Source organism: Pseudomonas sp. 13159349 (assembly GCF_013305685.1).
GTDB lineage: Bacteria > Pseudomonadota > Gammaproteobacteria > Pseudomonadales > Pseudomonadaceae > Aquipseudomonas > Aquipseudomonas asiatica.
Genome location: NZ_CP045553.1, coordinates 1,190,464 through 1,207,844 on the forward strand (window position 1 = coordinate 1,190,464; position 17,381 = coordinate 1,207,844).

Annotated in this window: 15 protein-coding genes; 1 reads left to right on the forward strand and 14 read right to left on the reverse strand. The window is 62.2% G+C overall.

Features of this window, described 5'->3' with window-relative positions; all coding sequences use genetic code 11:
* Positions 1-189: 189 nt before the first annotated feature.
* The 8 genes from GEV38_RS05575 to GEV38_RS05610 form a co-directional block, all read right to left on the reverse strand.
* A complete protein-coding gene (locus GEV38_RS05575) occupies positions 190-678 on the reverse strand; it encodes an RDD family protein (protein WP_054573141.1) in 489 nt (162 codons plus the stop codon).
* 91 nt (positions 679-769) lie between these two features.
* Complete coding sequence (locus tag GEV38_RS05580; RefSeq protein ID WP_003257941.1) at positions 770-982, reverse strand: cold-shock protein; 213 nt, start codon at positions 980-982, stop codon at positions 770-772.
* 356 nt (positions 983-1,338) lie between these two features.
* A complete protein-coding gene (gcvT, locus tag GEV38_RS05585; protein ID WP_054573140.1) occupies positions 1,339-2,460 on the reverse strand; it encodes a glycine cleavage system aminomethyltransferase GcvT in 1,122 nt (373 codons plus the stop codon).
* A 27-nt stretch (positions 2,461-2,487) separates the two neighbouring features.
* Complete coding sequence (locus tag GEV38_RS05590) at positions 2,488-3,864, reverse strand: L-serine ammonia-lyase (RefSeq protein WP_015269079.1); 1,377 nt, start codon at positions 3,862-3,864, stop codon at positions 2,488-2,490.
* A 202-nt stretch (positions 3,865-4,066) separates the two neighbouring features.
* Entirely contained in the window at positions 4,067-6,922 is a 2,856-nt protein-coding gene (gene gcvP, locus GEV38_RS05595) for an aminomethyl-transferring glycine dehydrogenase (RefSeq protein WP_015269080.1), read from the reverse strand.
* A gap of 11 nt (positions 6,923-6,933) precedes the next feature.
* Positions 6,934-7,317 (reverse strand): glycine cleavage system protein GcvH, encoded by a 384-nt coding sequence (gene gcvH, locus GEV38_RS05600; RefSeq protein ID WP_015269081.1) that lies wholly within the window; start codon positions 7,315-7,317, stop codon positions 6,934-6,936.
* Positions 7,318-7,657: 340 nt separating this feature from the next.
* Entirely contained in the window at positions 7,658-8,737 is a 1,080-nt protein-coding gene (locus GEV38_RS05605) for an SDR family oxidoreductase (protein ID WP_173895606.1), read from the reverse strand.
* Between the two features lie 3 nt (positions 8,738-8,740).
* The gene (locus tag GEV38_RS05610; protein ID WP_015269083.1) at positions 8,741-9,163 is read right to left on the reverse strand and encodes an ester cyclase; all 423 of its coding nucleotides are present in this window, start codon (positions 9,161-9,163) and stop codon (positions 8,741-8,743) included.
* 118 nt (positions 9,164-9,281) lie between these two features.
* On the opposite strand from GEV38_RS05610, the gene GEV38_RS05615 reads away from it, so the two are divergent.
* On the forward strand, positions 9,282-10,184 hold the full coding sequence (locus GEV38_RS05615; protein WP_023661115.1) for a LysR family transcriptional regulator: 903 nt from the start codon (positions 9,282-9,284) through the stop codon (positions 10,182-10,184).
* Positions 10,185-10,200: 16 nt separating this feature from the next.
* Here GEV38_RS05615 and gltS read toward each other — a convergent pair whose 3' ends face one another.
* The 6 genes from gltS to arcA all read right to left on the reverse strand — a co-directional run bounded on the left by gltS (position 10,201) and on the right by arcA (position 17,359).
* The gene (gene gltS / locus GEV38_RS05620; RefSeq protein ID WP_173895608.1) at positions 10,201-11,397 is read right to left on the reverse strand and encodes a sodium/glutamate symporter; all 1,197 of its coding nucleotides are present in this window, start codon (positions 11,395-11,397) and stop codon (positions 10,201-10,203) included.
* A gap of 453 nt (positions 11,398-11,850) precedes the next feature.
* Positions 11,851-13,359, reverse strand: coding sequence for a sigma-54-dependent transcriptional regulator (locus GEV38_RS05625; RefSeq protein WP_015269086.1), 1,509 nt, complete (start codon positions 13,357-13,359; stop codon positions 11,851-11,853).
* 168 nt (positions 13,360-13,527) lie between these two features.
* The gene (locus GEV38_RS05630) at positions 13,528-13,896 is read right to left on the reverse strand and encodes a DUF5064 family protein (protein WP_013971111.1); all 369 of its coding nucleotides are present in this window, start codon (positions 13,894-13,896) and stop codon (positions 13,528-13,530) included.
* Between the two features lie 55 nt (positions 13,897-13,951).
* Positions 13,952-14,881: a carbamate kinase gene (arcC, locus tag GEV38_RS05635; RefSeq protein ID WP_003257953.1), complete on the reverse strand. Its 930-nt coding sequence runs from the start codon at positions 14,879-14,881 to the stop codon at positions 13,952-13,954.
* 143 nt (positions 14,882-15,024) lie between these two features.
* Positions 15,025-16,035, reverse strand: a complete 1,011-nt coding sequence (locus GEV38_RS05640) for an ornithine carbamoyltransferase (RefSeq protein ID WP_013971112.1) — start codon at positions 16,033-16,035, stop codon at positions 15,025-15,027.
* A gap of 70 nt (positions 16,036-16,105) precedes the next feature.
* Entirely contained in the window at positions 16,106-17,359 is a 1,254-nt protein-coding gene (gene arcA / locus GEV38_RS05645) for an arginine deiminase (RefSeq protein ID WP_003257954.1), read from the reverse strand.
* Between the last annotated feature and the right edge of the window lie 22 nt (positions 17,360-17,381).

The window sequence follows — 17,381 nt, forward strand, 5'->3', positions numbered from 1 at the left end:
ACAAAAAAAGCCGACCTCAGGGTCGGCTTTTTGCTGCTTGACCAATAGCTGTAGGCTTGCGGCGAACTTGAAGGAGCAGCCTTGTGCTGCGAAAGGGCCGGTCTGGCAAAACACTCTCGTTGCCAGTGATGGCCTCTTCGCAGCACAAGGCTGCTCCTACAGGTACATTGGTTGCCCTGAAGCTTGTACTTATCTCTTCTGCTTAGGCACCCGCACCAGATGGCTTTCCGAATAGATGTCATGCCAGCCCCGCTGGCGCTTGTCGATCAACGCCCAGAAAAAACCCAGCCCCAGGCACAGCCACGAAGCAATCGACACCACGAAGCGCAGCAGCGCCTGCCACAGGCTGATGGCCGTGCCATCGGCGTTCTGCACCCGCACGCCCCACACCTGCATGCCCAGGGTCTGCCCGCCATGGGTCCAGAACTTGGCAAAGAAACCGAACAGGACGAACAGCAGCACCGTCGACAGCAGCGGGTCGCCGTCCAGTGCGCCAGCCTCGGTCAATTCACGCATGCGGGCTTCGCCGATGATCGCCATCTGGATCATCTTGTAGGCACCTGCGGTCACGATCAGCAGCGCCGTGCACAGCAGGAAGTCGTAGAACATCGCCGCCAGGCGTCGGCCCAGGCCGACCGGAGGAAAATCACCCTGGGGTGTGAGCAGAGGCTTGGACATGCAAAACGGCTCCAGAAGACGAAGCCGCTATTCTACGGGCAAAAAAAAGCCCCTGCACTTGGCAGGGGCTTTTCTCGAAGTCGGGTTCGGCTTAGCCGGCGACCTGAACTTTGTCAGCCTGCATGCCTTTCTGGCCCTGGACTGCTTCGAAGGTGACCTTCTGGCCTTCTTTCAGGCTCTTGAAGCCGTTACCTTCGATAGCGCGGAAGTGCACGAACAGATCCGGACCGCTTTCTGGGGTGATGAAGCCGTAACCTTTTTCGTCATTGAACCACTTGACGGTACCGTTCTGACGCTCAGCCATTGTCTTATTTCCTATGAAGCTTGAATTTTGATGACAGTTTCTTTTGCAATAAAGGAAGCAAAAGATTACTGGGCTGGGTTGCAGGAAAGTAAGAGACGTCGAACGGGTTGTAGCAGATTGCGGCTACTGGCCCAGGTCACGAACTGTTGCGACCCATGCAAACACAGTGCAGTGACTCTACGCCAACTCCCGAGCGAAAAACAAGCCCTTGGTCGTATGGAAAATCGGCCGTTTGCCGATAACCGACCGATTTGTCGGAAACGGCATGGCGCCTGGCCTGGCGCCATGTTCAAAAGTTATTGGACAGGTTCGAAAACGAATATGTCGAACCTGCCCGCAACCTTCACAAAGCGGCTTCAGCCCCGGTAGTAACGTTGTGCCACGAAAGGCATTTTGCTGACTTTCAAGGCAACCTTCTTGCCACGCACCACGGCAAACAGTGGGGTGTCGATAGCGGTATGTTCACTATCGATATAACCCATTGCTACAGGTGCACCGAGTGTCGGGCCAAAGCCGCCGCTGCAAACTTTGCCTACAGGTTTATCGTTTGCATCGACAATATCCGCGCCTTCGCGTACTGGCGTACGTTCCTGCGGCAACAGGCCCACACGTTTGCTCGACACGCCCTCGCGCTGATGGGCGAATATGGCCTCGGCACCCGGGAAGCCGGCGGCACGCGCGCCATCGGCACGGCGAACCTTGGAAATGGCCCACAGCAGGCTGGCTTCCACTGGCGTGGTTTCGGTATTCATGTCGTGGCCATACAGGCACAGGCCGGCTTCCAGGCGTAGCGAGTCACGCGCACCCAGGCCGATCGGTTGTACTTCGGGCTCTGCCAGCAGGCGGCGAGCCAGGGCTTCGGCGGCATGCACCGGTACCGAAATTTCGTAGCCATCTTCGCCGGTGTAGCCTGAGCGGCTGACGAAGCAGTCTTCACCCAGCAGTTTCACCGGGCGGAACTGCATGAAGGTCATGCCGGCCACTTCCGGGGCCAGGCGTTCCAGCACCTTGACTGCCGCCGGGCCTTGCAGGGCCAGCAGTGCGCGTTGCTCGAACAGCGGCTGCACCTCGCAACGGCTGCCGATGTGCGCTTGCAGGTGGGCCAGGTCCTGATCCTTGCAGGCGGCGTTGACCACCAGGAACAGCGTGTCGTCGCCCAGGTTGGCAACCATCAGGTCGTCGAGGATGCCGCCTTGCTCATTGGTGAACATGGCATAGCGCTGCATGCCCACCGGCAGGTCGATGATATCCACCGGCACCAGGCTTTCCAGGGCCTTGGCGGCATCGGTGCCGCGCAGGGTGATCTGGCCCATGTGCGAGACATCGAACAGGCCGGCCTGCTCGCGGGTGTGCAAGTGTTCCTTGAGCACGCCCAACGGGTACTGCACCGGCATGTCATAGCCGGCGAACGGCACCATGCGCGCACCCAGTTCCAGGTGCAGGGCGTGCAGTGGGGTCTTGAGCAGTGTTTCGGACATCGGTGACTCCTTGCTGTTGTTGTCGGGTCAACATTCGATGATGTTGACGGCCAGGCCGCCACGGGCGGTCTCTTTGTATTTGCTTTTCATGTCGGCGCCGGTCTGGCGCATGGTGCGGATGACCTTGTCGAGCGACACGTAGTGCTGCCCGTCGCCGCGCAAGGCCATGCGCACCGCGTTGATCGCCTTCACCGAGCCCATGGCGTTGCGCTCGATGCAAGGCACCTGGACCAGCCCGCCAATCGGGTCGCAGGTCAGGCCCAGGTTGTGTTCCATGCCGATTTCGGCAGCGTTTTCCACCTGTTGCACGGTGCCGCCCATCACCTCGCACAGCGCGCCGGCGGCCATCGAACAGGCCACGCCAACCTCGCCCTGGCAGCCTACTTCGGCACCGGAAATGGAGGCGTTTTCCTTGTACAGGATGCCGATGGCCGCGGCGGTGAGCAGAAACCGCACCACCCCGTCCTCGTTGGCTCCCGGTACGAAGCGCATGTAGTAATGCAGCACCGCCGGGACAATGCCCGCCGCGCCGTTGGTCGGCGCAGTGACCACACGCCCGCCGTAGGCGTTTTCCTCGTTCACTGCCAGGGCATAGAGGTTGACCCAGTCGAGCACCGACAGGGCATCGCGCAGGCTGGCCTCGGGATTGCGGCTCAGTTGGCGGTACAACGCCGGCGCCCGGCGCTTGACCTTGAGCCCGCCCGGCAGGATGCCTTCATGCTGGCAACCGGCTTCGACGCAGTCCTGCATCACCTGCCAGATGCGCAGCAGCCCGGCACGGGTTTCCGCCTCGGGGCGCCAAGCCGCCTCGTTGGCCAGCATTACCTGGCTGATCGACAGGTTTTGCCCGGTGCAATGGCCGAGCAGCTCCTTGGCGGTCTTGAACGGGTAGGTCAGCGGTGTGCTGTCCTCGACGATGCGGTCGTGGCCGGCAGCGTCCTGGTCGACCACGAAACCGCCGCCCACCGAGTAGTACTCGCGGCTGCGGATTTGCAAGCCGGCCTCGTCGAAGGCGCGGAAGATCATGCCGTTGGGGTGGTAGTCCAGCGGCTTGCGGATCATCGCCAGGTGCTGCTTTTCGATGAACGCGATGCTGTGCTCGCCGAGCAGGTTCAGCCGACCGCTGTCGCGGATGGCCTGCAGGCGGGCAGGGATGGTGTCGGTGTCGATGACATCGGGGTGTTCGCCTTCAAGGCCCAGCAGCACGGCCTTGTCGCTGCCGTGGCCCTTGCCGGTGGCGCCGAGCGAGCCGTACAGCTCGGCCTTGACGCTAACCGTGCGGGCGAGCAGGCCATCACGACGCAGCCCTTCGGCGAAACGCGCGGCGGCGCGCATCGGGCCGACCGTGTGCGAGCTGGAGGGGCCGATGCCGATCTTGAACAGGTCGAAGACGCTCAAAGACATTGCTCATTCCCTCCGAAAGGTAAGGCGAGTGCTGCGCACTCGATCGCCGGCAAGCCAGCTCCCACAGGTACTGCACCAGCCTTGGAAAACAGGTGAGCCCTTTAGGGCTGGCAAGCCAGCTCTCACAGGTATTGCTCCAGCCTTGGGTGCGGTGAGGCCCCTGTGGGAGCTGGCTTGCCGGCGATGAGGCCAGAGCGCCGGGTCAGGCGTCCTGATAGCTCTCGATCGACGGGCAGGCGCACACCAGGTTGCGGTCGCCGAATACGTTGTCGACCCGGCCGACCGGCGGCCAGTACTTGCCTTCCACCAGGCTTGGCAGCGGGTACACCGCCTGCTCGCGGCTGTAGCCATGGGCCCATTCGCCAACCAGTTCGGCCGCAGTGTGCGGGGCGTTCTTCAGCGGGTTGTCGTCCTTGTCCAGGCTACCGTTCTCGACCGCGCGAATTTCTTCTCGGATCTGGATCATCGCGTCGCAGAAGCGGTCCAGTTCTTCCTTGGACTCGCTTTCGGTCGGTTCGATCATCAGCGTGCCCGCCACCGGGAAGGACATGGTCGGGGCGTGGAAGCCAAAGTCGATCAGGCGCTTGGCCACGTCGTCGACGCTGATACCGCTGGTGTCCTTCAGCGGGCGCAGGTCGAGGATGCACTCGTGCGCCACCAGGCCGTTGCCGCCGGTATAGAGAACAGGATAGTGCTCTTCCAGGCGACGGGCGATGTAGTTGGCGTTGAGGATTGCCATCTGCGAGGCACGCTTGAGGCCGGCACCGCCCATCATGCGGATATACATCCAGGTGATCGGCAGGATGCTGGCGCTGCCGAACGGCGCGGCACAAACCGCGCCCTCGGTGTTTTCCAGCTGCGCGTGGCCGGGCAGGAACGGCGCCAGGTGCGACTTGACGCCGATCGGGCCGACGCCCGGGCCGCCACCGCCGTGCGGGATGCAGAAGGTCTTGTGCAGGTTCAGGTGGGAAACGTCGCCGCCGAACTTGCCTGGGGCGCACAGGCCGACCATGGCGTTCATGTTGGCGCCGTCGATGTACACCTGGCCACCGTTGTCGTGGATGATCGCGCAGATTTCGCCGATCGCTTCCTCGAACACGCCGTGGGTCGACGGGTAGGTGATCATGATCGCGGCCAGGCGCTCGCGGTGCTCGATGGCCTTGGCGCGCAGGTCCTCGACATCGACGTTGCCGCGGGCATCACAGGCGGTGACCACCACGCGCATGCCGGCCATGTGCGCGGTTGCCGGGTTGGTGCCATGGGCCGACGACGGGATCAGGCAGATGTCGCGGTGGCCTTCGCCACGGCTGCGGTGGTAGGCGCGAATGGCCAGCAGGCCTGCATACTCACCTTGGGAACCGGCGTTGGGCTGCAGCGACACGGCGTCGTAGCCGGTGGCGGCGCAGAGCATGGCTTCCAGCTCGGTGGTCATCTGCAGGTAGCCCTGGCTCTGCTCGGCGGGGGCGAACGGGTGCAGGTTGCCGAACTCGGCCCAGGTGACCGGGATCATTTCGCTGGCGGCGTTCAGCTTCATGGTGCACGAGCCCAGCGGGATCATGCTGCGATCCAGCGCCAGGTCCTTGTCGGCAAGGCGGCGCAGGTAGCGCATCAGCTCGGTTTCGCTGTGGTAGCGGTTGAATACTGGGTGCGAGAGGATGGCCGACTGGCGCAGCAGGGCGGCAGGCAGCAGCGAGCCGGTGCTGGCGGCCAGCGCGTTGAAGTCCGGCTGGGCCTGGTCGCCACCGATCAGTTGCCACAGGGTCTCGACATCGGCCTGGCTAGTGGTTTCGTCCAGCGACAGGCCCACGTGGGCGGCGTCGATCTGGCGCAGGTTGATGCCCTGGGCGCGGGCCTTGTCATGCAGGCTGGCAGTGGCGCTGCCGGTGGCCAGGGTCAGGGTGTCGAAGGCGCTGGCGCCCACTACCTGCACGCCCAGCGTCTTCAGGCCGGCGGCCAGGATCGCGGTCAGGGCATGGGTACGTTCGGCGATGCGCTTGAGGCCGGCCGGGCCGTGGTACACGGCGAACATGCTGGCGATGTTGGCCAGCAGCACCTGGGCGGTGCAGATGTTGCTGGTGGCCTTTTCGCGGCGGATGTGCTGTTCGCGGGTCTGCATGGCCAGGCGCAGGGCGGTCTTGCCGAAGCGGTCGATCGACACGCCGACCAGGCGGCCTGGCATGTCGCGCTTGAATGCGTCACGGGTGGAGAAGTAGGCCGCGTGCGGGCCACCAAAGCCCAGCGGCACACCGAAGCGCTGGGCGCTGCCGATGGCCACGTCGGCACCGAACTCGCCCGGCGGGGTCAGCAGGGTCAGGGCCAGCAGGTCGGCGGCCACGGCGACCAGGGCGTTGGCGGCGTGGAAGCGCTCGACCACTTCGCGGTAGTCGAACACTTCACCGTTGCTGGCCGGGTACTGCAGCAGGGCGCCGAAGAAGGCGCTGACATCGCCCAGCTCGCGTTCGTCGCCGACCACGATCTCGATACCCAGCGGCTCGGCACGGGTGCGCAGCACGTCGAGGGTTTGCGGGTGGCAGTGCACGGAGGCGAAGAAGGCGTGGCTGGCCTTGTTCTTCGACAGGCGCTTGCAGAAGGTCATGGCCTCGGCCGCAGCTGTGGCTTCGTCGAGCAGGGAGGCGTTGGCGATCGGCAGGCCGGTCAGGTCGCTGATCAGGGTCTGGAAGTTCAGCAGCGCTTCCAGGCGGCCCTGGGAAATTTCTGGCTGGTACGGGGTATAGGCGGTGTACCAGGCCGGGTTTTCCAGCAGGTTGCGCAGGATCGGCGCCGGGGTGTGGGTGTTGTAGTAGCCCTGGCCGATGTAGCTCTTGAACAGCTGGTTCTTGCCGGCGATGGCCTTGAGCGCGGCAAGCGCGTCGGCTTCGCTCTGCCCGTCGTGCGAGCCGAGCACGCTGGTGCCCTTGATGCTGTCAGGGATGACCGCTGCGGTCATGGCTTCCAGCGAGTCGAAGCCGAGGGCGGCCAGCATGGCCTGCTCGTCAGCGGCGCGCGGGCCGATGTGGCGGGCGATGAATTCGTTGGCGGTGCCGAGGTTGATGGTCATGGCGGGGTTCCTCAGGCGTCGTCGTTGGCTTTGATCAGGCGGTCGTAGGCGTCTTGGTCGAGCAGGGCGGTGACTTCGCTCATGTCGGCCGGGTTGAAGCGGAAGAACCAGCCGTCTCCCAGCGGGTCTTCGTTGACCAGCTCGGGGCTGTCGTTGAGGGCTTCGTTGACGGCGACCACTTCACCGGCCAGGGGCATGTACACGCCGCTGGCGGCTTTCACCGATTCCACGGTGGAGGCTTCGGCGCCTTTGTCGTACTGCTGCAGCTCTGGCAGTTGCACGTAGACCACATCGCCAAGGGCGTTCTGGGCGTAGGCGGTGATGCCCACGGTAACGCTGCCATCGGCTTCGACGCGCAGCCATTCGTGATCTTCAGTGAAACGCAACTCGCTCATGGGGAATCCTCGGGAAGCAGGGCGTTAGGCGCGGTGGCTCCGCGCTCTTGGGGTTGGGATTCCCTTAGCAAAAATGCGGCCAATCGTTAAAAAACCTTTTAAATCAATATGTTAATTGTTTTACGTATTCAGTTTGTCATTCTTGTGGAATGAAAACGCTACAGCGGGAGGGGGATGGAAAAGGGTTTGGGGATCAAACCCTTGCACTGCCGTATCTGAATGTGTGTGTATCGATTTGAATACGGTGTATTTAAATCGATACGGTATTGCCTGCGGGGTGCCAGCCTGGCACCGCTGACCGTTTCGACATTGTGCGAGTATTTTTGCGGTCATGGTGTAACTACTTCCTGGTCCTGGTCCTGGTCCTGGTCCTGGTCCTGGTCCTGGTCCTGGTGGGCGCGCTATGTTGTTCAAACCAGCCGTGGTCACGATACCACGCCACCGTATCGGCGATTGTCAGCTCCAGCGCCCGAAAGCTCAGGCCAAGCGCGTGCTCGCTTTTGCTGTGGTTGAAACGCGTACGATCCTTTTCGCGTACCAGCAGGCGCAGCGTGGCCAAGCTCAGCAGGATGGGCTGGCCGGTGAGCCGTGAATACATTTCCTGTACTGCGGCCAGGCAGAATAACAACGGCAACGGTAAATGCCGCGCGGGCGTTCGTACGCCGGCCAGACGGCCTACTATTGGTACCAGTTCAGCCATGGTCATATGTCGCCCGGCCGCCAGGTAGCGTTCGCCGCTTCGTCCTTGTGTGGCTGCGGCAATCTGCGCCAACGCTACATCGCGGGCGTCGACCACCGAGAAACTACCCGGGATCAAGCCAGGCAATTTGCCGCGCACGACATCGTTGACCAGTTGCCCGGCTGACGTAGGGCCGATGTCGCCAGGGCCCCACATCCAGCCGGGGAGCACCATGCAGGCGTGCATGTCGGGGCAGGCATCGAGAAACTCAGTCACGACGCGGTCGGCGAGGAGCTTGCTGCGGTAGTAGTCATCTGCATCTGCTTCGGCCCGCAGGCATGTCTCATCGATCGACGTGCCTGGTGCCCCGTCGAGCACTGCAATGGACGAGGTATGGATAAACCGCCGGATGCCGGCCAGGTAGGCTTGCTCCAACAGGTGGCGGGTACCGGTCACGTTGATCTGCTCGAGTGCTTGCCAGTGGCTACCGCCTTTGTAGTTGTCACGAAAGAACGCTGCAGTATGGAACACCGTATCGCAGCCGCGCAGCGACGCCGCGAAAGCGTCGACATCGGCCATGTCGCCTTCGACCAGCTCTACTTCGGGCAGATCAGCGAACTGCTGTTCCCCCTTTGCTCTTGACCGCACCAGCCCTTTGACCGTGTAGCCATGAGCGACCAGTTCACGGACCAGGTTGTTGCCCAGCAAGCCGGTTGCTCCGGTAACGAACACATTGCGCATGGCTCAACCCTCGCTCTGTTCGGCAGATGGCTTCAACATGGCACTGTCGAAAAACACCGCTTCACGGATGGCCAGGCCATTTCTGAAGGTGAAGTGCGCCGCATAGTGCACGCAAATCCGACGCCCATGGGCCGGAACGATCACGCCTGCTGGCAGCAGCAGCGGGGCAGTGAAGGTGCCGGTCAGGACGGCGGTCATTGCCAGCCGATCGTCCGAGACCATGAATGGGGTCAGGGCCACCTGGGCATCAGGGAGTGCGCTGAACAGCGCCATCTCCCGCGCGCGCATGGCTTCGCGCCCGGTTTGGGTCGTCATGCCGTCCAGGTACACGAAGTCTTCGTCGACCAGTGCCAGCAGCCCTTGCACATCACGCTGGTTAAAGGCATTGGCGGCGCGTTGGGCATAGTCCTTGGGGCTAGTCATCATGCAATCCATTCCATTTGTTCAGAGGGGCCCAAGGTATACTCCCGCGCTTGCTGTCGAAAAACAGCGCCTACTGCATAGTGGGTTTGCGAATTTGCAGACCAGGGAGAGGCCAGCACATATGGCATTGCAGGAAAACTGGGACGATCTTCGGCTGCTATTGGCCGTATCGCGGCGTGGCAGCTTTCTTCGCGCTGGCGAGTTGCTGGGTATTGCACCATCGACCGTTTCGCGTCGCCTGACCCAGCTTGAGGCAGCATTGGGCGAGCCGCTCGTCGAGCGGGGCGTAGAGGGATGCAGGCTGACCTCGCGCGGTCAATCGCTGGTCGAAGTGGCCCAGGCAGCAGAAGCTGGGCTACGGCGCCAGACGCCTGCTGGCGCAGCCGAGCTGCCTTGCGAACTCTCTGGCACTGTGCAGGTGAGCGCAGGGGAAGGCTTCTCGACTTGCGTACTGGAGGCGGCCAATCGCTTCACCGGACTACACCCGGGGTGCTCGGTGGAGTTGACCGTGACCGCCGACTTCCACAAGATCGTCCGGGGTGTGGCGGACATTGCCGTGCGCACGGCCCACCTGGGTGAGCCCTCACTGATTTATCGGCCGATAGGCCGGCTTGGCTATGGTGTGTTCGCCGCTGCTGGTTACCTGCACCGTTTTCCGGGGGTTACCCCTGCGACGGCGGTCAATATCGGCCTGCTTCCGCCGCTGGACGTGTTGCCGCAAGTACGTGCGGCAAAGGCGGGGGGGCTGGAACGTGCGCCGATCCGCGTGACCTCGTTCAGCGCACAGCTCGAATCGGTGAGACGAGGCATGGGGGTGGCGGTACTGCCCCGGATTCTGGCCAAGGATTTGATCGAGTTGTTCGTCGACCTTCCCCTTCCAGATTTGGAGGTCTACATGGTGACCCGGCCACAGGCATTGAAGCAGCCTCACATAAAGTGCTTTTTCTCGATCCTGGAGGAAATGCTGCACCAGGCCCTGTCTACGGATTCTGGGCAGGACCTGGCGCAGCAACATACCGGCTGAGCGTTCAGCGTCTGGCTCAAAAGAACGGCAACGCCAGATACAGCTTGATCACGATGACATTGATGATGTCGATGAAGAACGCCCCCACCATCGGCACCACCAGGAAGGCAATGCGCGAGGCTCCGTAGCGCTGGGTCACCGCTTGCATGTTGGCGATTGCCGTTGGCGTTGCACCCAGGCCGAAACCACAGTGCCCGGCGGCCAGTACCGCTGCATCATAGTTGCGGCCCATGACCCGGAACGTGACGAATATCGCGAACAGTGCCATGACCAATGTCTGTGCGGCGAGCAATGCAAAGAATGGTAATGCCAGCGCTGAAAGGTCCCACAACTTGAGCGACATCAAGGCAATGGCCAGGAATAACGACAAACTCACATTGCCCAATACCGAGACTTCCCGTTCGAAGACTTGATAAAAGCCGAGCGCCGAAAGGCCGTTTCGCAACACCACGCCCACAAACAACACGCAAACGAACGTAGGCAGTTCAAACGCAGTGCCTTTCAGCATACCGTTAAGTAACGAGCCTGCGAGCAAACTGACAGCGATCAGCGCCAATGTTTCGATAAATGAAAACGGCGTGATCAAGCGTTCTTTGTCTGGTTGTTCGAAACCCTTGGGCAGTTGTGGTGCTGGTTCTTCGATACCAGGTGTCGTTACCCGTCTGATCAACAACCGGGCGACCGGGCCACCAATAAGGCCACCCAGTACCAGGCCGAAGGTAGCTGATGCCATTGCCAGTTCGGAGGCCGACGCCAGACCGAACTTTTCGGTGAAAGTGGCCCCCCACGCGGCGCCTGTACCGTGACCGCCGGACAAGGTAATAGAGCCGGCCAGCAGGCCCGTCAGCGGGTCGAGGCCCAGCGCCGTTGCCAGGCCGATACCCATGGCGTTCTGGACCAGCAACAAGCCGGTCACCACCAGCAGGAACACGGTAACCACGCGGCCACCTTTTTTCAGGCTGGCGAAGTCTGCACTCAAACCGATGGTGGCGAAGAATGCCAGCATCAGAGGAGTTTGCAGTGAAGTATCGAATTGCACGTGGATATCGAAACTGCGCAACGCCAGGAACGCCAAGGCCACTACCAGGCCGCCAGCGACAGGTTCCGGAATATTGTAAGTGCGCAGGAAACCAATACGCGCGACCAGGCCGCGCCCCAATAACAGTACCAAAGAGGCGGCTACAAGCGTCCCGTAAAAATCGAGTTCAAACATCAGGTGCTCTCGTTATATCCAGTAGCGGACCACTTCCCGCTATGGGGCGGACAAGTGGGGTGACAGGTGGGAATACACTGTCACCATTCTACGAGGCATACGTGGGAGAGTATCTTTCACTGGCGTAGGAAAAGCCTGAATAACAACCGGGTTATTACAATAACTATCAGGGGCCGCTTTGCGGCCCATCGCAGGCAAGCCAGCTCTCACATGGCACAACACATGACTCATTGGTTCAGCGAGGTACTGTAGGAGCAGCCTTGTGCTGCGAAGAGGCCGGTACTGACAAAGCCTGTCTATTGCTTGTACCGGCCTCTTCGCAGCACAAGGCTGCTCCTACAAAGGACGCTTCAATCGAGCGATATTTGTTCTCTGCGCGACAGCGCAGCCCAAAAGGGCTGGCTTGCCTGCGATGGGCTACGTAGCAGCCCCGTTGACGCTATCTGACACGTATCAGGCTTTGCTCGGTATTCCATATTTGCGCAGGCGCTGCGCAATGGCGGTATGTGAAGTTTGCAAGCGCCCGGCCAGTTGCCGCGTGGATGGGTAGCTGGCGTACAGGCGTTGCAGCAGTTCGCGCTCGAAATCACTCACGGCCTGTTCCAGGCTGGCCACTTCGCCGTCCTGACCACGGGCCACCGAGGTGCCGGCGATGTCCAGGTCACCAATATCCACCAGGTTGCCCTCGCAGATGGCTGCGGCGCGGAATATCACGTTCTGCAGCTGGCGCACATTGCCCGGCCAAGGGTTGGCCAGTAGCGCCGAATGGGTGGCCGGGGTCAGCCTGCAGGGTGGACGCTGGATCTGCGTGCAGGCCTGCTGCATGAAGAAATGCGCCAGCATCAGGATGTCCTGGCCACGGTCGCGCAGCGGTGGCACTTGCAGATTGAGCACGTTCAGGCGGTAGAACAGGTCTTCGCGGAAGCTGCCTTCGGCGACCATGCGCTCCAGGTCGCGGTGGGTGGCGCTGATGATGCGTACATCCACCTTCACTTCGCGGTCACCACCCACCCGGCGGAAGCTGCCATCGCTGAGAAAGCGCAGCAGCTTGGCCTGCAGGTATGGCGACATCTCGCCGATTTCATCGAGGAATACCGTGCCCTGGTTGGCCAGCTCCATCAGCCCGGGCTTGCCGCCCCGTTGTGCGCCGGTGAAGGCCCCGGGGGCGTAGCCGAACAGTTCGCTTTCGGCCAGGCTCTCGGGCAGCGCAGCACAGTTCAGCGCCAGGAATGGTGCCGCGTGGCGGCTGCTGATGGCGTGGCAGGCGCGGGCTACCAGTTCTTTGCCGGTGCCGGTTTCGCCATGCACCAGCAGCGGTGCATCGAGCGCCGCCACGCGCAGGGCGCGGGCCTTGAGGGTGCGGATGGCCGGTGACTCGCCGAGCAAGGCATCGAAGCCTTCGGCATGGTCGTGGTGCAGGGCCGACAGGCGTTCGCCCATGCGCGTAGGCGGGTACAGCGTCAGCAGGCCACCGGCGTTGGTGATCGGCATGGCGTCCAGCAACAGGCTCTGGCCGTTGAGCTGCATCTCGCGCATGGGCAGGTGGAAGTTGTTGTCCAGCAGGGCCTGCAGCAGCGCCGGGTCGCCGAACAGCTCACCCACCGAGCGCCCGGCCGATTCGCGGCCGCACAGTTCGATCAGCGCCGGGTTGGCCAGCAGCACCTTGCCGGCACTGTCCACGGCCAGCACCGGGTCGCTCATCGCAGCCAGCAGGGCATCGAGCTGCAGGTGCCGGCGTTGGCCAGGGAGGATGTCGACCACGTCCACCGATTGCACGCCATGTACCTCGAACAGCGCGTCGTGCAGTTCTTCGAGCACGGCGGGGCTGAGGGTAGGGGCGTCGATGTATACGTTCGGCGGGACCATCTCCACGGCGTCCAGGTTGAGGTTGCGGGCACCGAGCAGGGCGAGGACTTCCTGGGTGATGCCGACGCGGTCGATGAAGCTGACGTGGATGCGCATGGGGAGGGTGCGGTTGTGGCTGGGGGAGGGCGGTAGTATGCCTCAACATTGTCGGGGCCGCTTTGCGGCCCATCGCGACACAAGGCCGCTCCTACAGGTACAGCGCCACACCCTGTAGGAGCGGCCTTGTGTCGCGATGGGCTGCAAAGCAGCCCCCGGATCCTGAAATCACTCCAGATGTTCAGGCTTGATCGGATCGCCCGATTTCACATCCAGCTTTTCGCGAATGTCCGCGAACATATGGTCATAAAGCTTGTGCGGCGAGCTCAGGCTCTCGAATTTCTTCGGTGGCTTCAGATACGACTGCGCCCTTCGGCTCAGTTGCATAAGGAAGCTGGGCAATACCTGGTCCTTGGCCAGGAAGAACTTTTCTTCCACTGGCTTGCCTTCGATGCTGCCATGCATCTTGAACTGGATGCCTCTACCTTCCTTGGGGTCCGACACTGCCTCGTATTCGATGTTCAGGTCATAGCTGTGGTCATTCTGGTTCAGCGCGGTGCGCTCGATGTGTACATGACCGGGTTGGTACTGGGCCATGGCAAGCTCCTTTGGAAGGTCGAAAATGGCGGACGCTGGCGCCCGCCTACTGCACTCAACGGTAGCTGATCCCCGGCTTCGCGGTGGAAACGCGCGTGCCGGCGGTGCCTTTGACGATGTCTTCGATGTTCTCCAGCGAACTGATCACTGCCACTTTGCCGGTGTTGCGGGCAAAGTCGCAGGCGGCCTGCACCTTCGGCCCCATGGAGCCGGCGGCGAAGCCAAGGCGTTCGAGTTCGTCGGGGTGGGCCTGGGCAATGGCCTTTTGTGTGGGCTTGCCCCAGTCAACATAGGCCGCATCGACGTCGGTGGCAATGATCAGTAGGTCGGCGTCCAGCTGCTCTGCCAGCAGGGCCGAGCACAGGTCCTTGTCGATCACCGCCTCGATGCCCTTGAGCTTGCGGTTCTCATCGTACATGGTGGGGATGCCGCCGCCGCCGGCGCAAATCACGATGCTGCTCTTTTCCAGCAGCCACTTGATCGGGCGGATCTCGAAGATGCGTTTGGGTTTCGGGCTGGCCACCACTCGGCGGTACTTGTCGCCGTCGGCCTTGACCACCCAACCCTTTTCCTTGGCCAGGCGCTCGGCCTCTTCCTTGCCATAGACCGGGCCGATGAACTTGGTCGGGTCCTTGAAGGCGGGGTCGTTGGCGTCCACTTCGACCTGGGTCAGCAGGGTGGCGAACGGCACTTCGAAGGCCAGCAAGTTGCCCAGTTCCTGTTCGATCATGTAGCCGATCATGCCCTCGGTCTCGGCCCCAAGCACGTCCAGCGGGTAGGCCTCGTCGGGCTTGTAGGACAGGCCCTGCAGCGACAGCAGGCCAACTTGCGGGCCGTTGCCGTGGGCAATGACCAGTTCGTTGCCTGGGTGGATCTTGGCGATCTGTTCGGTGGCGGTGCGAATATTGGCGCGCTGGTTGTCAGCGGTCATGGGCTCGCCGCGACGCAGCAGGGCGTTGCCGCCCAATGCAACAACGATACGCATGGGGAATGTCCTTTGCGGATATAGGGTGAGCGCCTCGATCCATTGTGGGAGCTGGCTTGCCGGCGATCACCGGCGAAGCCGGTGCCATGCACCGAGTTGCCTGTATCGCCGGCAAGCCAGCTCCCACAGGATCGAGGTGGTTGTCAGAGGTCAGCCAGTGTCGACACCAGGATCGCCTTGATCGTGTGCATGCGGTTTTCCGCCTGCTCGAAGGCGATGCAGGCCGGCGACTCGAAGACGTCGTCGGTCACTTCGATACCGTTGGCCAGGTCCGGGTACTGTTCGGCGATCTGCTTGCCTACCTTGGTTTCGGAGTTGTGGAACGCCGGCAGGCAGTGCATGAACTTGGTCCGCGGGTTGCCGGTGGACTTCATCAGCTGTGCATTCACCTGATACGGCTTGAGCAGCTTGATGCGCTCACCCCAGGCTTCGATCGGCTCACCCATCGATACCCACACGTCGGTGTGCACGAAGTCCACACCCTTGACCGCGGCAACCGGGTCTTCGGTGAGAGTGATGCGTGCGCCGCTTTCCTCGGCGTACTTGTGGCAACGTTCGACCAGGTCGTCATGCGGCCACAGCGCCTTGGGCGCGGCGATGCGTACGTCCATGCCAAGCTTGGCGCCGATCAGCAGCAGCGAGTTGCCCATGTTGTTGCGGGCGTCGCCCAGGTAGGCGTAGCTGATGTCGTGCAGCGGCTTGTCGCTGTGCTCGCGCATGGTCAGCACGTCGGCAATCATCTGGGTTGGGTGGTATTCGTCGGTCAGGCCGTTGAACACCGGAACGCCGGCGAACTTGGCCAGCTCTTCGACGATTTCCTGCTTGAAGCCCCGGTACTCGATGGCGTCGTACATGCGCCCGAGCACGCGGGCAGTGTCCTTCATGCTTTCCTTGTGGCCGATCTGCGAGGAGGTCGGGTCGATGTAGGTGACATTGGCCCCCTGGTCATAGGCGGCCACTTCGAAGGCGCAGCGGGTACGGGTAGAGGTTTTTTCGAAGATCAGCGCGATGTTGTTGCCTTTCAGGTGCTGCTGCTCGGTACCGGTGTACTTGGCGCGCTTGAGGTCGCGGGACAGGTCCAGCAGGTAGCGCAGCTCGCGGGTGGTGTGGTGTTCCAGGCTGAGCAGATTGCGGTTGTGAATATTGAACGCCATGACTTTTCTCCTTGAGTTTGGTGAACGCACCGGCCGCCGCTTGGTGAGGGCGGCCGGGGGGTAATGGTCGTTAGTAGTCGATCGGGTCGCGCACGATCGGGCAGGTCATGCAGTGGCCGCCGCCCCGGCCCCGGCCCAGTTCGCCGGCACTGATGGTGATGACCTCGATCCCGGCCTTGCGTAGCAGGGTATTGGTGTAGGTGTTGCGGTCGTAGCCAATGACCACGCCCGGTTCCATGGCCACCACGTTGTTGCCGTCATCCCACTGTTCGCGCTCGGCGGCAAAGCTGTTGCCACCGGTTTCGACCACGCGCAGCTTGACCCCAAGCTGCTCGCCCACCACCTCGATGAACGACTTGTTCTCGCGGCGCACGTCCATGCCGTAAGGCTTGCTTTCGTCCGGGCGGATGATGAACGGCACGATCTCTTTCACCACTTCCGGGAAGACCGTGACCAGGTCGCGGTCGCAGAAGCTGAACACGGTGTCCAGGTGCATGGCAGCACGGGATTTCGGCAGGCCGGCGACGATGACTTTTTCCACCGCGCCCTTGGCGAACAGGTTTTGCGCCAACTGGCCGATGGCCTGGCGCGAGGTGCGCTCGCCCATGCCGATCAGCACGATGCCTTTGCCGATCGGCATCACGTCACCGCCTTCGAGGGTAGCGTTGCCGTGGTCCTTGTCCGGGTCGCCGTACCACACCTGGAAGTCGGCGCCGGTGAACTCCTTGTGGAACTTGTAGATGGCGGTGGTCAACAGGGTTTCCTGGCGGCGCGCCGGCCAGTACATCGGGTTGAGCGTGACGCCGCCATAGATCCAGCAGGTGGTGTCGCGGGTGAACTGGGTGTTGGGCAACGGTGGCAGGATGAAGCTGGAGTGGCCCAGGTAGTCGTTGTACATCTTGACCACGCTGGCGCCTTCGCTTTCCGGCAAGTCCTGGCCTGCCACGCCGCCGATCAGGAACTCGGCCAGATGGCGTGGCTCGAGGCCTTCGAGCCAGCTTCTCACTTCGTTGGTCAGGCCGACGCCGACAGTGTCGGAGGTGATCTTGCGATCGAGGATCCACTTCAGTGCTTCGGGTTGCTGGACGATGTCGGTCAGCAGGTTGTGCATCTCCAGCACATCCACGCCACGCTCGCGCATCTTGGTGACAAAGTCGAAATGGTCACGCTTGGCCTGGTCGACCCAGATCACGTCGTCGAACAGCAGCTCGTCACAGTTGCTCGGCGTCAGGCGCTTGTGCGCGAGGCCCGGCGAGCAAACCATCACTTTGCGCAGTTTGCCGGCTTCGGAGTGGACACCGTACTTCTGTTTTTCAGCGGACATGATTTCATTCCTCCAGTTGAAC

What these genes read in the sequence shown, in the direction of transcription:
- gcvP (WP_015269080.1), bottom strand. Translation starts at nt 6,922, where the DNA reads ATGACCATCAACCTCGGCACCGCCAACGAATTCATCGCCCGCCACATC.
- GEV38_RS05575 (WP_054573141.1), bottom strand. Translation starts at nt 678, where the DNA reads ATGTCCAAGCCTCTGCTCACACCCCAGGGTGATTTTCCTCCGGTCGGC.
- gltS (WP_173895608.1), bottom strand. Translation starts at nt 11,397, where the DNA reads ATGTTTGAACTCGATTTTTACGGGACGCTTGTAGCCGCCTCTTTGGTA.
- GEV38_RS05590 (WP_015269079.1), bottom strand. Translation starts at nt 3,864, where the DNA reads ATGTCTTTGAGCGTCTTCGACCTGTTCAAGATCGGCATCGGCCCCTCC.
- arcA (WP_003257954.1), bottom strand. Translation starts at nt 17,359, where the DNA reads ATGTCCGCTGAAAAACAGAAGTACGGTGTCCACTCCGAAGCCGGCAAA.
- GEV38_RS05580 (WP_003257941.1), bottom strand. Translation starts at nt 982, where the DNA reads ATGGCTGAGCGTCAGAACGGTACCGTCAAGTGGTTCAATGACGAAAAA.
- GEV38_RS05625 (WP_015269086.1), bottom strand. Translation starts at nt 13,359, where the DNA reads ATGCGCATCCACGTCAGCTTCATCGACCGCGTCGGCATCACCCAGGAA.
- GEV38_RS05630 (WP_013971111.1), bottom strand. Translation starts at nt 13,896, where the DNA reads ATGGCCCAGTACCAACCCGGTCATGTACACATCGAGCGCACCGCGCTG.
- GEV38_RS05640 (WP_013971112.1), bottom strand. Translation starts at nt 16,035, where the DNA reads ATGGCGTTCAATATTCACAACCGCAATCTGCTCAGCCTGGAACACCAC.
- GEV38_RS05610 (WP_015269083.1), bottom strand. Translation starts at nt 9,163, where the DNA reads ATGATGACTAGCCCCAAGGACTATGCCCAACGCGCCGCCAATGCCTTT.
- gcvT (WP_054573140.1), bottom strand. Translation starts at nt 2,460, where the DNA reads ATGTCCGAAACACTGCTCAAGACCCCACTGCACGCCCTGCACCTGGAA.
- GEV38_RS05615 (WP_023661115.1), top strand. Translation starts at nt 9,282, where the DNA reads ATGGCATTGCAGGAAAACTGGGACGATCTTCGGCTGCTATTGGCCGTA.
- GEV38_RS05605 (WP_173895606.1), bottom strand. Translation starts at nt 8,737, where the DNA reads ATGCGCAATGTGTTCGTTACCGGAGCAACCGGCTTGCTGGGCAACAAC.
- arcC (WP_003257953.1), bottom strand. Translation starts at nt 14,881, where the DNA reads ATGCGTATCGTTGTTGCATTGGGCGGCAACGCCCTGCTGCGTCGCGGC.
- gcvH (WP_015269081.1), bottom strand. Translation starts at nt 7,317, where the DNA reads ATGAGCGAGTTGCGTTTCACTGAAGATCACGAATGGCTGCGCGTCGAA.